The organism is Paraburkholderia sp. RHO2, from assembly GCF_050955445.1.
GTDB classification, from domain to species: Bacteria; Actinomycetota; Actinomycetes; order Mycobacteriales; family Mycobacteriaceae; genus Prescottella; species Prescottella agglutinans_A.
Genome location: NZ_CP162618.1, coordinates 287,486 through 302,293, shown reverse-complemented (window position 1 = coordinate 302,293; position 14,808 = coordinate 287,486). Strand labels below are relative to the sequence as shown.

Sequence of the window (14,808 nt, the reverse complement as noted above, 5' to 3'; positions counted from 1 at the left end):
GGGCGTCCGTGGGTCCCAGCGTCTAACCCGATGATTCTGCGTGGTCGCCCACGATAATATCCATTACCGCAGTTGAACTTACGAAGCTCCAGGCCAGCCTGTTTTCGGGCGGAAACACCGCCGGGCCTGGGGGAGGCCGCCACCCCGAAAACACCCCTAGGAGGTCCGTCTGCTGCAGAGAGCACGGGCCACTGAGGCGTAGAGCGTGATCTACGCTGAGACTTCGCCCGAATGTGCCGGCTGATACTCCCGCGCTGGGCATCCGTGAGTAGTTCCACGAACTGCGGGGAACCGCTCACGAACTCGGCGGAGTTCGTGAGCTCGCTTTCGCCGACCGGGACGGCTGAGCCAAGTCATCGAACGTCGTGGCGGGAGCCGGTACGCAGGCTGTAATCGGTCCTCGATAGGGAACCCCCGCAGGACCAGCGAGCAGGACAGGTAGCCAGGACTGGCTGGCCGCCGCTGTGTAGGCGCGCGGTTCATCCGCGAGTTGAATTGACCGTGAACTCGAGCACCATCCGTCCGTTTGTCGCTGGAATCGAGGTGTGGAACTCGAGTCCACAGTTGGCGGCAAGCTCGATCAGCTCGTCAACCGTCCTCTCCTTGCCTCCGAAACACATCAGCATGAACAGGTCCATGCCTGTGCCGACGCCGTGCCCTCGTACCGGCTCGACCACCACCACTGAGCCGCTCGGGGTTGCCGCGCGCCTGCACTCGGTCAGGATCTTCCGGGCGTGCTCGTCGTCCCAGTCGTGGAGGATGTCGGAGAGTAGGTAGGCGCTGGCTCCCGCGGGCAACGGGTCGAAGAAGCTGCCGGAAATGGCGCTCGCCCGGTCCCCGAGTCCGTCGGCGGCGAACCGTTCGGCGGCCGCGGTCGCCGTGGGCGCCAGGTCCAGGACCTGGCCCTTGACGCCGGGATGGGCGTGCAGAATCTCGATGAGCAGCTGCCCGTCTCCGCCACCGACGTCGACGATGTCGGTAAAGCGGCTCCAGTTCAAGCTCTTCGCGATCTGCGGTGCCTGTTCGAGGAACCGCCAGTTCATCTGGGCGTCGAAGGTGCGGCGCAGTTTCGGCTCGGCGTCGAGATCCGCCCAGAAGTCGTGCCCGTACCGGTGCGGATAGGCGGGTGCGCCTGTGGTGACCGTTTCGAGAAGCTCGACGAAGGCGAGTTCGGCGCGACCGCCTGCGCAGGTGATGTCGAGAAGTGGTTTGACCCCTTCGGGGGCGTCCTCGTTCATCTGGGCACCGAGGCTCGTGGGCCGGTAGCGGGCGGGCTCGGCATCGAGACCGAAGACGCCGATCGTGACCAGGTGGTCGAGCAGGCGTCGCAGTGCCTGTGTCTCCGTTCCGGTTGCAGTGGCGAGTTGCTCTGCTGTTGCCCCGTCGGTGCCTGCGTGTTCGACCAGGCTCAGGGTCGCCGCTACTCGGATCGCCATGGGTGTGGCCAGATCAGCCAGCGTCATGATCGACTGTGTTGCGGTTGGTTTGTCCACAACACAAACCTACTCACGCCGACGTACCTCCCAGTGAGAAATGTCCTGTCTGACGATCGACAAACAGGACACCTCAAACTGTGACTCGCGGCGACAGATGGCGGGGTTCTCGCGTCGTCAGGTGGCGTCAAGCAAGCCCGCCGCAGTCACCGGGCGGGTTGTCTCATCTGTTGCGAGGAGTTCTCGGATGCTGGCATAGAGGTGACGCCGGAAGATTGCTTCTGGTTCGCGCCAGTCAAGATGATGGTTGACCTCGAGGGCGACAATTCCGTGGAACGCTCCCCACCAGGCGAGAAAGTCGTCGAGGAGATCGTCGTCGGCCAGCAGCTGACTGATCGTGCGTCCTCGGGCCTCGGCGTATTGGGCGGCGATTGGTTGCAGCACGTCGGTTTGCGCGGACACGGTGGACCCGCCTGGCGGTGCGGCGTACCCGTCGATCTGGTCGAAGAAGATGAGATTGAACTGTCGGCGATGTTCGATCGCCCAGGACCGGTAGGCAAGTGGCCCGGCGGCGAGGCGCTGTTCGAGAGCCAACCCTGCCGATGCACCGAATGCAGCAGCGATGTTGGCTTCGAGCGATTTGTAGCTCTGCACGATCAACTCGGTAAACAGCTCGGCGAGACTGGGAAAGTAGGTGTAGAGCGCGGGCGCACTGACCCCCACCTCGCGCGCGATCCCGCGAAGGGTGACCGCAGTCGGCCCACCTTCCTCGAGTCGCCGGCGCGCTTCGGCGACGATGTCCTGCTTGAGTTCTCGACGCTGCCGATCACGCCTGGGTTCCTTCGTCATCCTGCACAGGATACACTTAACACCGTTAATCAACCGAACATCGATCAGAAAGCAGGGTGTTGTGAATCAGACTGTCGGAATGACGCTCGATTGCGTCGACGTGAAGACCGCGGCGATCTTCTGGAAAGCCGCTCTCGGCTACGACGAACCCGTCCCGTACACAGACGGTGCGCAGTTCCATGGGCTTGTTTCACCGGGCGGCGGTTTGCATCACCTCACACTGCAAAGCGTGAAGGAGCCGAAAGATGTCAAGAACCGGGCTCACTTGGACCTCTTCGTCGATGACCTCGACTCAGAGGTCTCGCGACTAGCTGGCCTCGGTGCGCGAACACTGGAAGAGCACAACGACGACGGCGGGTATCGCACCGCCGTACTGGCAGACCCCCTGGGAAATGAGTTCTGTGTCGTCCAACGCTGAGTAGCAGCCTCTCATCGCGGCCCGCCGGCCTGAGTGCCCGGCGGCGCAGCGGAATCGTGACCGCTCAGGAGATCAGAACTGTCCGGTACGTCGATCGTCAAACAGGACACCTCGCCGAGGCGGTGCCCTCGCAATCGAGGCTTGCCGAGACCACAGCAAAGGGCTAGGTATCTGGATAGTGCGGTGAGGCGATCCGTCGACGCCTACTCCGCTCGACTCTTCGCCGGTCGCAGAGGTGCTGGCGGAGTGAAACCTGCTGGCCACTTCGTGCCCGTCGAATGGTCACACTTCGTCAAGTTCGCGCCGAACAGGTTCGCGTCGGTCAAGTTCGCGTCGATCAGGTCCGCACCGAACAGGATCGCGGCAGACAAGTCCGCGCCGGACAGGTTCGCGCCGGACAGGATCGCCCCGGGCAAGTTCGCGCCGGACAGGTTCGCGCCGGACAGGTTCGCGTCGGACAGGTCGGCTTCCGACAGGTTCGCCCCGAACAAGTTCGCGCCAGTCAGGTTCGCCCCGGACAGGTCGGTTTCCGGCAGGTTCGCGCCGGACAAATCCGTGAGGAACAAGTCCGCTCCAGTCAGGTTCACCTCGGACAGGTCCCCGCCGGACAGGTTCGCGCCAGTCAGGTTCGCGCCGGACAAGTTCGCCCCGACCAGGCTCGCAGTCCTTAGGTTCGCGTTGCTCAACCTTGCAGCGGTCAGTTCTGCGCCGACTAGGTTCACGCGATCAAGGTTGATGCCAACAAGGTTCACCTCGGGCAGGTACACATCGGCAAGTTCGAAACCGCATCCCGCCCATCCAGCGTCTGGGACCTGTGTTCGAGCGTGGATGATGTTCACGATTGCTGCCCTGACCTCACGTTCCTCTCGAGGACTGCTGTCGAGCCGGGGACCAGCTATGGGTGCCCGGCGTTGCGTTCGCAGGTAGGCGCACAGGAGGTCGATGCAGACTTGGCGCTCAGAGTCGTTTCCGAGTTCGTGCCAGTCGTCGGCCAGCGATGCGAGGGCGTAGATGCCGGCTAGCCGGATGGCGAAATTCTCGCTCCCGAGCTGTTCGGCGCATGTCGTGTATCGCTCGCGGAGGTTCCGCTCGACCCCTGTCTTGTGTTCTCGGTTGTCGGTGATGACCTTGTGGTCGTGTTGGTTGGCGGCTACCTGGTTGGCGGTGTCGAGCGCTCGCTGCCGGTGGTAGGCGAGTACGGCGGCCGGCACGCCAACTGCGGCGGCCGCGATAAGGCCCACTGTGCGGCCCAGCCCACCCAGGTCGGCGCTAACCCAGCTCACACCGTCCGGGGTGGCAAGTTCGGCGAGCGCCCATGTCCCGACGGTTGTCGCCGCCAACGCGCTGAGGCCGTATCCGACCAATCGTCCAGGCGACACCTGAGTCGAGCGCGACTCGGGACCGTCGCTGCCTAGCACGGGAACAGGCGGATTCGTTGGCGGCACAGGTCAATCTAAACAGGGAGACCGGCTCCGACTTCCGTAGGTGACCGCAGCTCACCCCATGTGTCCCTCTTGTGGATCGTCAAACAGGACACCCACGGTGGCACCTTCGTGTCGCTTACTGAAAATGAATGTCGAGGCGACAGCGAAGATTAGCGAAGCGCGACGCTAGTTTGACTGTCACCGAGCATCCCGGGGCGGGTGACCTGTCCGGGGTGTTCGCTGGTGTTGTCCGTTTGCAATGCCGAGGTCGTCGATTCCGATTCGCAATCGCGATACGGGAATGTCCGTTATGTTGCGTGCCGGGTGGCTACCGACCGTGGCTGCCGCGCACCCCGACGGGGTCCGCACTGTATCCGGAAGGAAACACCCCTCGATGACCATCCTCGATCGCCCCCGCGTGCGGGGCGACTCACGCGCAGCGCGGCGGTACTCGCTGCCGGCGCGTGCGCTGTCGCCGTAGCCCTGACCACCGTTGTTGCCGGACCAGCCGCCGCAGACACCGTCACCAACACCATCGAGGTCGGCCTGAATCCGACCGCGGTGGCGGTCAGTGGCAACCCCGCCTACGCCACCAACGCGAGCAGCAACACGGTCTCGGTGATCAACACCGCCGCCACCCCGCCCACCGTGGTCGCCACCATCCCGGTCGGCCGGCATCCGTCCAGCGTTGCGGTCAGCGGCGATCGCGCCTACGTCGTCAACACCGGCGACCGCTCGTTGTCGGTGATCGACATCGCCGTCACCCGGCCGACCGTGGTCGCCACCACCCCGGTCGGCGTGGAGCCGGCGGGAGTGGCGGTCAGTGGCGACCGTGCCTACGTCACCGACCCTGGCGACACCTCTGTGTCGGTGATCGACATCGCCGCCACACCGCCCACCACGGTCGCTACCATCCCGCTCCGCAAACAGTCGGTCAGCTCTCAGCCGATCGGCTATCTTCCGCTCGCGGTGGCGGTCAGTGGCGACCGCGCCTACGTCACCGACAACAACGTCGGCTCGGTGTACGTCATCGCGATCGATCAAGCTCCCACCCTCGCCGGAACCCCGGCCGCCGGGACTCTTGACCAGCCCTACCGGTATGCGTTCGCCGTCACCGGGCGGCCCGCCCCGACCGTCGCTGTCACAGTAGGTGCACTGCCCGATGGTCTGACGCTCGACACCCGGACGGTGTCCTGTCCGGAACCCCCACTGTGGGTGGACGGTTCGAGCTCACGCTTACCGCCTCCAACGGGATCGGCAAGCCCGCCGTCCTGCCGGTGGTCCTCAACATCACCCCGCCTGCTACCGGGTCACTCGGGTCGGCCGGGAGTCTCGGCTCCCTGACCGGATCCTGACCGACCGACACCACCAAATGAACAAGGCCGTGGCCGCCACCCAATCAGGCTGGCGGCCACGGCCTTTCGCGACGACAAGACTTCGGGTCGACAGAATGAGATGTCCCGTCCTGCACACCGATCGTCATAAAGGACATCCGCGTGGGCAGGTTCCTGCCGCTTACTGAAAATGAGTGCCAAGACCTTTCGGGACGATTCGCTCCACTCCTCCGAGAGATTTACTTACTGAAAACGAGTGTCAACACGTCGTGCGGCATGTTGCCCCATTCCCTCATTACTACCGAGCCGCGTCTCGCGGCATCTCCACGGCGAGGGCGGCGCGGATTCTCTGGGGCGACAGTTCTAGTTCGCTCGGGGAATACCCGGACGCTCGTCGATCAGGTGACGGCACCGTACCGCGACTCGGCGCCATTACAGCGGCGGCACCGGTCATAGGCGTGGGCTCAACCGGCCCTTTCCACCCACACCATCCACCACACGACGCGATCGTCTGACTCTCAACGCGTCCGTCGTCGAACTTAGCAGTGATGTGCACGGCCCGGGTCGGGTAGTCACACACAGGACATTTGCCGAAATAGTTCAGAACGTCATGCGATTCGGACGCCACAACGTTTACGGACCCAACCATGCTTCGAACCTAGCTGCACGGCTCGTCACGTACCGCGTTTTGCTCCAGTCACGCCGGACAGCTCTCCGCATCAGCGATCGCCATACAGGACACCCACTATCGGCACCTTCTGTGATCGCTTACCGAAAACGAGCGCCAAGATGCCGCGCGGCGTCTTGGCTCGAGCCATCAACACCGCTAAGGCCCGTCTTCCGCCCGCGCGGCAAGGAGTTCCACCTCTTGGCCGTCAAACAGGACGGCACTGATGAGAGCTTGTCCCGATCTAGGAGACTGAGATTGCGGTGACCACCAGGCCGTCCGAGATCAACCATCGTCCATCGAACGCGTGTACCGGTGGCCCGCCCTGGATTTGGCCCGGGACCAGGATTGTGGAGCGAAAGGTGTCGAACACCCCAGTGTCATGATCAGCTCGCTCGAACGTGATGTGCGCATCCTCAATCCCAGCCAGCGGCCGGTGAGTGGTTCCCATGCCTTATAGGTAGCTTCCGTGGCGCAGAAGAGAAGCCGATCCCAGTGCACGTCGCTGCGGTCTGTGGTCGAGAGCCATTGGCGTTCGGACTTGAGGCTCACGGCGTCGAGTACACCGTCGGGAAGCGGTCCATGGGGCTCGGCATCGATTCCGATGGATCGGACCTGCATCGAGTACGCGAGGACCGCGGCCCGGTAGTCGTCGCAGTGTGTGAGCCTGCCGACTACGTCTTTTGGCCACGTCGGCGCGACTGAAGGGGCTCGCATGATCGGTGCCGGATCAAGTCCCAGCTCGCCCATCGCGAGGCGAGCGCAATTGCGTGCTGAGGTGAATCCCGTCTCCGCTTGTCGCTGCGCGTGCTATCAGCGGTGCCTCCCGCGGATGAGGCGACAACCGGGTGGATCCTCGAACAGTTCGGCCGCCTCGACACCTGTCGGCAGGATTGCCTCAATCACTGTCCTCCCAGGAAATGCTCGCTACCTCATCGTCCTTCTGGATCGAAGTGAGATGACGTCGGATATGGATCTCGCGGGGGCCGGAGCATAGCCGCCGAGCGCGAAGCGTCCCGCTCGGCGATCGCGATGCAGGACAGGACAGATCGTCCAGTCATAGCGATCCGGAATTTGAAAACGGCTTGGGGCGGCGCGCCCAACCGGATCACTACTCCGGCGGTGCCACGGCGTCAGCGAAGCGTCCGAGCGATCGGCTGACGGATTCGCGGTCGCGCCCGAGATTGGCGAGCATATTGGCGTGGACCTTGAGCTCGCGTGGGAACACTTCGTCGATCAGTGGTTGTCCGGCATCGGTCAGGTCGATGACGGCACTGCGGCGGTCCGCTGGGTTCGGCCTACGAGCGACCAATCCACGGCCTTCGAGCGACGCGAGCGCCTTGCCCACGCCAGCTCGGGTCATCCCGAGCAACTCGGCGAGCCGGATAGCTGACAACCCACCTGTTGGGTATCGCAGCGGGACAAGCAGTTCCACCTCGGTAGCAGTCACCCCCGCGTCGAAGTAGATCTGTTCGACCGACGTGCGTAGCGCCGCCGCGATGCGGTGCACTTGGCCGGCGACCGCCATCGAGGCTGGTGGCATGGGATCCGAGGCTAGCGGCGCTGCACGTAGTCCCAGGTAAGCGCGCGCTTCGTTACGCCCAGTCATGCTTCCGCCTGAGGGATCGTCGAACAGCCCGGCTCCCGCGAGCGGGCCCTCAGCACTACCGAGCCCCATTCGGCGAAGGGTCGCGTCCACGCCAGAGCGCGGCGACCGCATCCAGCAGGAACCCGCAGGCAGCCGCGAGGGCACAATCATCCCGTGACTGCCGACTGGAAAACTCACGGGTGAAATCAGCGCTATCTGACCAGAACCCAACGGTACTCGCTCGGTTGCCCGACGCATTCGCCGCGATCGGGGACGTCCAATGGCTGCCCGGCTACTGCGTCCTGCTGACCGACGACCCCACCATCACCCAGCTCACCCACGGCCGCGACGCCTCGCCTACCTCGAGAGCCTCGACAAACTAGCCAGCGCTGTCGAGTACGCCTGCCTGCAAGCTGACCACGAGTTCCGTCGCATGAACATCGAAATCCTCAGGAACACAGACACCTTCCTCCACACTCATATCTGGCCTCGATACGAATGGGAACCCGAGCAATACCGCCGTATGTCCCTGTGGCTCTACCCCTCCGACCGCTGGACCGATCCCTCCCCCGCCCTCACCCCTGCACACGACCCTCTACGCGCAGCAATCACGAACGCGCTCAGCTCATGACACGGTCCGGATCGAGAAGGCGGCGCGTCCGCACCCGAACGTGGTCTTAAGCCAGCGCGTACTGCACGATCCTTTCGGCGACACCGCGCCAACCTCCGCCGCAAACGACAGACGAGGAAGATGCACCGGTGAACGACCTATACCTGCCCGCGTCCGGGCTGTTCAGCAAGTGGGGATTCAATGACGGCAACGTCATTTGGGAATGGATCGGCGCCGCCGAGGACTCTGGCCTGGTCGAGCTGCACCAGCTCGACGTCGACACTCACGTGGTGCTGATCCAGCTCGTGACCGAGCATCTGCTGCCGCTGGTGCCGGGACCGTTCACGATCCAGCACATCGACACCATCCACAACCCGATCCGTGTCGGCACCTGGCGCGGCGAGGAGTGGGACGACTACGCCAAGGACGCGCCCACTGAGGTCGCTGACATCTCGGTGGCTGTCCCCGGCCGGCTCGTGCTGCGGGCGCTCGTCGAGCACCTGGGCGGCCCGGTCCCGTAGAGAGGTGATGCGCGCGCTCCTCGCGCTGCCCGACGTTCACTACGCGTCACCCAGATACAGCTCGACGTCCGCCAGCAGCGGGCTATTCGTTACCGCAGTTGCGCATATGAAGGCGCGGACCAGCGTATTTTCGCACGGAAACGCAACCGAGTGCCCGGGGGAGAGCGCCACCCGGAATTGCCCCAGGAGGCGCGCCTGGCGTCGACGACCTCTCCCGATGGGTCGAACAGGGTGGTTCGCGAGGCCTTGCCGGCGGCTTACACCTCATCTGCAGGCCTGCGAGACAGAAGGGCCGCGGCGCGGGGCAGGGAAACCGTGCCGCGGCCCTCGGTCGGTGTCAAACGGTGTTTTCGCACCTCCACCGATAGAGGCGAGGCTACCGACTACGGATCTGTTCTCGACTACACGCGCCGGCCAATATTGCTATGGCCAACGGGCATTCTGAGCTGGATATGAGCAGCCGTCTCGATCACGGTGCCGTCGTGCTTGTCCCGGCTCAGCGGATGGGCCGACCCCGGTCTGCAGCCGCCGGTGAGGAAGCAATATCCGCTGGCCCGTGACGACGCGCCCCCGGTACGGTCAGCTTCGTGTGCGCCTACTTCTCCCTCCACTACAAGCAGCACTACGCGTGCGTGTTGTGCCGGATCAGCTTCAAACGGCACTGGAAGGAGGGCGGACACACGTGCCCGAACTGCGCCGGGCCGCTGCTGTGCGCCGGCTATGACTTCGCGGCACCGCGCCGCAGCGACTGGAAGGCATGGTCGGTCGTCGCCGTGGTCCTGGAGGCGGGGCTGCGCTACGACGGCTTCGAGCGGTGCGGTTGCGGGCGGGATCCGAAGTTCCGCCCGCGTACCCGCGCCCAGGTGCGTGCCCGCCGCGCCGTCGCCGCTCGGACCGGCACCCCGCTCGTGGAGCTGCTCAGCCAGGCCGACCCGGTGGAGACCCTGATCCCAGCAGGATTCCGCAGTTCATCGGTGTAGTTCCCATTCACGAACTCACGGCAACCACGGCCGGCGCGACGACCTTGGGGAAAGCGTGGCGAGACCGAGCTGCTTGCCCCTCCGCCGTAGCAGCGAGCACAGGACTGAGCCAGCCTGAGCCAGGAACCAAGACGGCCCCTGCACCCAACCAGAGTGCAGGGGCCGGAAAGAGCCGCGGCGCGGGGCTACTCGCAACAGGAGACCGCGCCGCGGCCCTGCCGGTGTCAAGCGGTGTTCGAGCACCTCCACCGACGGCCGCGACACTACCGCCCGATGCCGACATTGCCCCTGTCAGCGGTCTTTTGGGTGTGGGGTTCAGCCTGTCAGACGTCGAGCAATTCGGTGACGGCGTGGTCGCGGAGGTACTCGCGCAGGTAGGGGAGGGTGAAGTCGACGTATCCACGACCGGTCGCACGGACGAGTTCGGCGTCGATCAGTCGCTGCCGGTACATGCTCGCGTACCCAGGGGTGACGCTCATCCGCTCGGCGATGACGCTGGTGCGCGACGGGCCGTCGTCGGCGGCCATCGCCGCCAGGTAGGTCCGATCGACCGCTGACAGGCCCCTGAGCGCCGGTTCGTAGATCATCTGCCCCATCCGGCGCGGGGCGTTCTGCGCGGCGGCTGCGGCGTCGGCAGCGGTGATGGTGGTCGCCTCGCGGTTGGTTCGCCACGCGAGATCGCCGACCAGCTGAATCAGGAAGGGGTAGCCGCGCACGGCGGCTGTGGCGATCGTCAGGGCGTCGTCGTCGATGCTGCGTCCCGCCGATTCGATGGGCACCCGGAGCGCGGCCGCGACGTCCAGGTCAGCCACCGAGCCGAGGTCGATGCGGTGGGCGCGGCGCAGGAACGTCAGCACGGAGTCCGACAGCAGGTCGGAGACGGAGGCGGGGAGCCCGGCCGCGACGATCGCGACGTCCTGGCCTTCGCGGACGGCGTGCTGGTAGGTGGTGAATAGCTCGCGGAGCTCGTCGACGTGGCCAGCGTGTACCTCGTCGACGGTGATCAGCACTCCCGTGTTATGCGCAGCGAGCAGGGCTGTGAGTCGCTCGAGCTGGGAGCGCAACGTCGGTAGGGGTTTGTGCCGGTCGTCGACGGTCGACGTCGCGGACACGGGTCCGGCGCTCAGGCCGGTGACCCTGCGGCGCACGTTGTCGGGGTCGTACTCGGCGAGCAGGCGGGGGAGGTGGCCGTTGGCCAGGCGATCGATGAGCCCTGGTGTGGCTGTCTCTGCGATGACGAGCCACCCGCGTGCGCGGGCCTGGTCTTCGAGCTGGTTGAGCAGCACCGTCTTGCCGGTGCCGCGTTGGCCGGTGACGAGTGCAGCGCGGCCGAACGCGCCGGGGCCGGCGTCGAGGGCATCATCGAAGTCGGCGATCGCGTCGCCGCGTCCGACCATCAGGGGAGGGGTGACCCCGAACGACGGGGTGAACGGGTTTCGCGCTGCCACGGGCGTCTCCTCGCCGTTAGATCGCTTTAGAGCCGTTAGAAGCTTTTAGAGAGTTTAGAAACGGGTGGGCCCCAGCCCTGCGACGACACGCCGACCCACGCCAGAAGACGCAGAGCCAGCCAACTACGACAGGTATCCCCGGGCCCAGGTGCTCTTAGGCGATCCCATCACGTGGCTTCCCGCACTTCGGCGTCCGTTGGCAGTTCGTGGAGGCAGGTCGTCGTGGCTTTGATCTCCCGCACCAAGTACTCCGAAGACGCGATGACGAATAGCCCGAACAGCGTCATCGGCAGCAGTCCGACCGGCTGCAGGAGCCACGTTGGGTCTTCTCGCAGTTGAACCCAGCTCACGATCCAGTTCGCGGTCAGGTCCAGCACCATCACACCGCAGGCCAATCGAATCCCTGCCGGCCGGACGAGTGCGACGAGGACGACGATCAACGGGTCCAGGACCACCAAGCTGACGAAGAACACCTGCAGCGGGACGGAGCCGAAGGACGCATAGACGTGGATCCCGCCCCGGAACAGATCGATGCAGTGCGCCCCAGTCCCCTCGAGGAAGCCGATCAGGAACACCGCAAGCGACCATCGCACCCACAGCTTCTGACCACGCCACCTCGCACCCACTCGCCCCCACATGCGGCAGAGCCTAATTTCAGCTCTGCACTGACCGCAGGCGCGTCGATCTGGAGCTGGTCCAGCGTCGCGCAACGCGGCGACCGGTCCAGATAAACAGCACGCCACCAACAACGAACCACGGATTCCACAGCACCAGACTCCAGTGCGTCTGTTCCAGCCCGACCTCGGTCCGGACACCACCTGCATCCGTGAGCAGCAGAATCTCGACCACGACAGCGCGCGCAAGCATCACCAACCCAGCCGCGCTGATCAGCCATCCCAGGGTCCGGCCGACTCGAGGAGAAAGCTGGGCGTTCACTGCGACGCCGACAACAACCGCCGCTCCCAAGAGAAGCGCGGCCACACCCCACAAGCCGAGCACCACGAATGCGGTCGGACGGCGGGTTGCCAGCTCCGTCCCCGCAGACGACGCCAAACCTGCCGATCCGCCCAAAGCCCAGAAGACGTGCAACGCGGCGAACGCACAGCACCACCCGATCGCACCGACGACGACCCAGTCCCTCCCCCTCATCGGCTGCAGCCTACGGCGCACCTGTTCCGGTTGCTCGGCCCCGGGCCTGCTTCGTTTGTCGGCCCGATGTCGATCAATCCTGTTCGAGCTCCCAGGGCATCGGCCGGTTGCCGGCGATGGCCGCCGCGACGTCGCGGATGAACAGCGTCTCGTCTTCCTCGAGATCGGCGATGCGAGCGAGTGAGTTCGCGATGTCGCCCGGGCTGCGTCCTTCCGCAACTGACGTCCGGAGAATCTCGACCGATGCTGAATGAGCCCACTTGATGAAGCCCATGGGGTTTCCTCCTCTGTTGGTCCTCGACAGTGTGCCTGTGGCCCTTCCTGGCTGTGGCACAGGCCAGTCCAGCCGGGGAAGGCCATCGGGTTAGGGGGTCGCCTCGCGGCCGCATTCGGTGCACCGCAGCGGAAGGCTGAACCCGGTGACCTTGCGGTCTTCGATGCATACGTCGTCCACCAGGTGCTGCCGCCGTCGCAAGTCAGGTGAGGTGCCTGCGGGGCCGCGGGGAACTGAATGACGGTGCCACTCAAGCCGCTCCCACATAATTGTTCCGTCGACTAACTCGCGCATCCGTTCGGCTCTGTCGGTGTACAGCGGTGTCGGGGCACCTCGATCTCCCCCCGAGAGCACCGACAGGCGCCGACATCACCCGATGATCGTCCGATGTGGGCTCGCGGTTCCTGCCCCGCGACGTGGTCACCGAGGGGCTGCGGGGCCCGACTCCTGCGGTGGGGCAGTTTCCCGGGCTGTCCTCAGCACGCGACGCGCGCTAGCATTGATTTGCACGAAAAAACCGGCGAAAGGATGGTGGTCGAGGTGAACGGTTCAGCAAGCGCCGAGGACCGCTACCGCAGCGGCGACCTCGCCTTCGAGGATGCGCTGCGCGAGGTGACCGGCATACCGCTCGACCGTGACGTGTTCGTCCAGATCCTGCACAGCCTCGCCTCCCGCAAGCGGGTAGTGCCGGAGCTGTCTGAGCACGATGCCCGCATTCTCGAGGAGGCCGGGTTCGTCGGTGATCCGGCCGCCGCGACGGCAGCGCGTCTCGACCGCGACCTCCGCATGGCGGAGCTGGTCCGCAGCTCCCTGTCGATCGACGACGCCGCCGACCGCCTCGGTGTCACCCCCGCCCGAGTCCGCCAGCGCCTGGCCGCCGGCACCCTGTGGGCATTCGACTCGGGCCGCAATCGACTGCTGCCACCAGCCCAGTTCACCGACACCGGCGAAGTCCCCCACCTCGACAAGATCACCCCGCACATCGGCAAGGACCTGCACCCACTCACCGTGCAGGCGCTGCTCACCCATCCTCAGCCGGCGCTGACCGTCGACGGCCGGCCAGTGTCGATCGTGGCGTGGTTGACCGGCAGCGCCGGTAGCGCCGCCGACATCGCGCAGGCCGCCGACGTAATCACCGCGGCAGAGTGGGAATCGGCGTAAATGGCGGCGATGCTCCCACCGCCCCCGTTGATCCAAGCTCTCCGCGCCGCGGGCATCCGAGCGGGCGAACTACTCGAGTGGCAGCCCACCGAGATCACGTGGCGGGTGCATCGCACCACCGGGCCGCACATCCTGCCGTGGCACGAGTTGCGCACCTTCGGGCCGATCCTGCGGTTCGACCACCACCCGGTCCCACGCGACGAGCATCCCGACTACGGCATCTGGTACGGAGCCTCCAGCCCCCGCGGTGCACTCGCTGAAGCCTTCCAGTCGACGCGGATCGTTGACCGCCTCCGCGGTGACCCGTACCTGACCGGACTCCGGTTCACCCGTCCACTCCGACTGCTCGACATGTCCGGAATCGGGGGAGCGGCCTGGGCCACCCGGGTCGGCGGCAACCACGCTCTCGATTCCGCTCGCCACGGCCGCTCACAGCACTGGGCACGCACCATCCACCGCGCCCTCGACGACATCGAGGGGATCGTCTACAGGGGCCGGTTTGCAGGCGGTGGCGCCGTCGCCATCTTCGAACGCGCCGCCAGCGCATTCCCGGCACGACCTGGGTTGTCGCTGCCCCTCGCGCATCCAGCACTGGCCGACGCAGTCGACACCGCCGCTCAACAACTCGGCTACATCGTCTTCTGACAGACCGCTACCGGGGCGGCCAGCGGCACGCCCCTTCCAAGACACCGCGGATCGTCTCGGTTGATCTGGGCAAACATGACGCAAAGCCGTAGGAGATACGCCTATCGGCTGCGGCAATTCGTCATCCCTGCGACGGCGGCGGTGTGCCTGCGACCGGCAAGCCTCTTCCTCGCTTAGTTGTGGTGTTGCGTATCGGTTTCTGTGGTTGCTACCTACGTTGCCGTGAGTGGTGTTGCGGCCCGCGCAGTTCGCGAGGCTCTCGCAGTCCCGCCTGCGGAGCGTCCACTGGGCGGAGCGGCTCGGGCAT

The 14,808-nt window shown here is 65.5% G+C and carries 15 protein-coding genes and 1 pseudogene; 7 read left to right on the top strand and 9 right to left on the bottom strand.

The window, feature by feature from the left end:
• Positions 1–479: 479 nt before the first annotated feature.
• The gene (locus ABTV10_RS26525; RefSeq protein WP_499035902.1) at positions 480–1,463 is read right to left on the bottom strand and encodes a methyltransferase; all 984 of its coding nucleotides are present in this window, start codon (positions 1,461–1,463) and stop codon (positions 480–482) included.
• Between the two features lie 147 nt (positions 1,464–1,610).
• Complete coding sequence (locus tag ABTV10_RS26520; protein ID WP_499035901.1) at positions 1,611–2,282, bottom strand: TetR/AcrR family transcriptional regulator; 672 nt, start codon at positions 2,280–2,282, stop codon at positions 1,611–1,613.
• 79 nt (positions 2,283–2,361) lie between these two features.
• Here ABTV10_RS26520 and ABTV10_RS26515 point away from each other — a divergent pair, with 79 nt between their 5' ends.
• Positions 2,362–2,700 carry a VOC family protein gene (locus ABTV10_RS26515; RefSeq protein WP_499035900.1) on the top strand — a complete coding sequence of 113 codons (339 nt, stop codon included), beginning with the start codon at positions 2,362–2,364 and terminating at the stop codon, positions 2,698–2,700.
• Between the two features lie 203 nt (positions 2,701–2,903).
• Here the strand turns inward: ABTV10_RS26515 and ABTV10_RS26510 are convergent, their stop codons facing one another.
• Positions 2,904–4,064 carry a pentapeptide repeat-containing protein gene (locus ABTV10_RS26510; protein ID WP_499035899.1) on the bottom strand — a complete coding sequence of 387 codons (1,161 nt, stop codon included), beginning with the start codon at positions 4,062–4,064 and terminating at the stop codon, positions 2,904–2,906.
• A gap of 621 nt (positions 4,065–4,685) precedes the next feature.
• Here ABTV10_RS26510 and ABTV10_RS26505 point away from each other — a divergent pair.
• On the top strand, positions 4,686–5,468 hold the full coding sequence (locus ABTV10_RS26505; RefSeq protein WP_499035898.1) for a YncE family protein: 783 nt from the start codon (positions 4,686–4,688) through the stop codon (positions 5,466–5,468).
• Between the two features lie 942 nt (positions 5,469–6,410).
• On the opposite strand, the gene ABTV10_RS26500 is transcribed toward ABTV10_RS26505, so the two are convergent.
• Positions 6,411–6,875, bottom strand: coding sequence for a 4'-phosphopantetheinyl transferase family protein (locus tag ABTV10_RS26500; protein WP_499035897.1), 465 nt, complete (start codon positions 6,873–6,875; stop codon positions 6,411–6,413).
• A gap of 361 nt (positions 6,876–7,236) precedes the next feature.
• Positions 7,237–7,653 carry a MarR family winged helix-turn-helix transcriptional regulator gene (locus tag ABTV10_RS26495; RefSeq protein WP_499035895.1) on the bottom strand — a complete coding sequence of 139 codons (417 nt, stop codon included), beginning with the start codon at positions 7,651–7,653 and terminating at the stop codon, positions 7,237–7,239.
• A gap of 234 nt (positions 7,654–7,887) precedes the next feature.
• Between ABTV10_RS26495 and ABTV10_RS26490 the strand changes: the two are divergent.
• From ABTV10_RS26490 to ABTV10_RS26480, 3 genes and pseudogenes are all read left to right on the top strand, one after another.
• Positions 7,888–8,344, top strand: a pseudogene (locus tag ABTV10_RS26490) (hypothetical protein).
• Positions 8,345–8,472: 128 nt separating this feature from the next.
• Positions 8,473–8,844 (top strand): hypothetical protein, encoded by a 372-nt coding sequence (locus ABTV10_RS26485; protein ID WP_499035893.1) that lies wholly within the window; start codon positions 8,473–8,475, stop codon positions 8,842–8,844.
• Positions 8,845–9,431: 587 nt separating this feature from the next.
• Positions 9,432–9,824 (top strand): hypothetical protein, encoded by a 393-nt coding sequence (locus tag ABTV10_RS26480; RefSeq protein WP_499035892.1) that lies wholly within the window; start codon positions 9,432–9,434, stop codon positions 9,822–9,824.
• 323 nt (positions 9,825–10,147) lie between these two features.
• Here ABTV10_RS26480 and ABTV10_RS26475 read toward each other — a convergent pair whose 3' ends face one another.
• The 4 genes from ABTV10_RS26475 to ABTV10_RS26460 all read right to left on the bottom strand — a co-directional run bounded on the left by ABTV10_RS26475 (position 10,148) and on the right by ABTV10_RS26460 (position 12,695).
• The gene (locus tag ABTV10_RS26475; protein WP_499035890.1) at positions 10,148–11,272 is read right to left on the bottom strand and encodes an ATP-binding protein; all 1,125 of its coding nucleotides are present in this window, start codon (positions 11,270–11,272) and stop codon (positions 10,148–10,150) included.
• A 167-nt stretch (positions 11,273–11,439) separates the two neighbouring features.
• Positions 11,440–11,910 (bottom strand): hypothetical protein, encoded by a 471-nt coding sequence (locus ABTV10_RS26470; protein ID WP_499035888.1) that lies wholly within the window; start codon positions 11,908–11,910, stop codon positions 11,440–11,442.
• Between the two features lie 16 nt (positions 11,911–11,926).
• Complete coding sequence (locus tag ABTV10_RS26465; RefSeq protein ID WP_499035887.1) at positions 11,927–12,421, bottom strand: DUF3995 domain-containing protein; 495 nt, start codon at positions 12,419–12,421, stop codon at positions 11,927–11,929.
• A gap of 73 nt (positions 12,422–12,494) precedes the next feature.
• A complete protein-coding gene (locus ABTV10_RS26460; protein ID WP_499035885.1) occupies positions 12,495–12,695 on the bottom strand; it encodes a hypothetical protein in 201 nt (66 codons plus the stop codon).
• Positions 12,696–13,235: 540 nt separating this feature from the next.
• Here ABTV10_RS26460 and ABTV10_RS26455 point away from each other — a divergent pair.
• Positions 13,236–13,856 carry a hypothetical protein gene (locus ABTV10_RS26455; RefSeq protein ID WP_499035883.1) on the top strand — a complete coding sequence of 207 codons (621 nt, stop codon included), beginning with the start codon at positions 13,236–13,238 and terminating at the stop codon, positions 13,854–13,856.
• Positions 13,857–13,865: 9 nt separating this feature from the next.
• Complete coding sequence (locus tag ABTV10_RS26450; protein ID WP_499035882.1) at positions 13,866–14,501, top strand: RES family NAD+ phosphorylase; 636 nt, start codon at positions 13,866–13,868, stop codon at positions 14,499–14,501.
• Positions 14,502–14,808 lie beyond the last annotated feature (307 nt).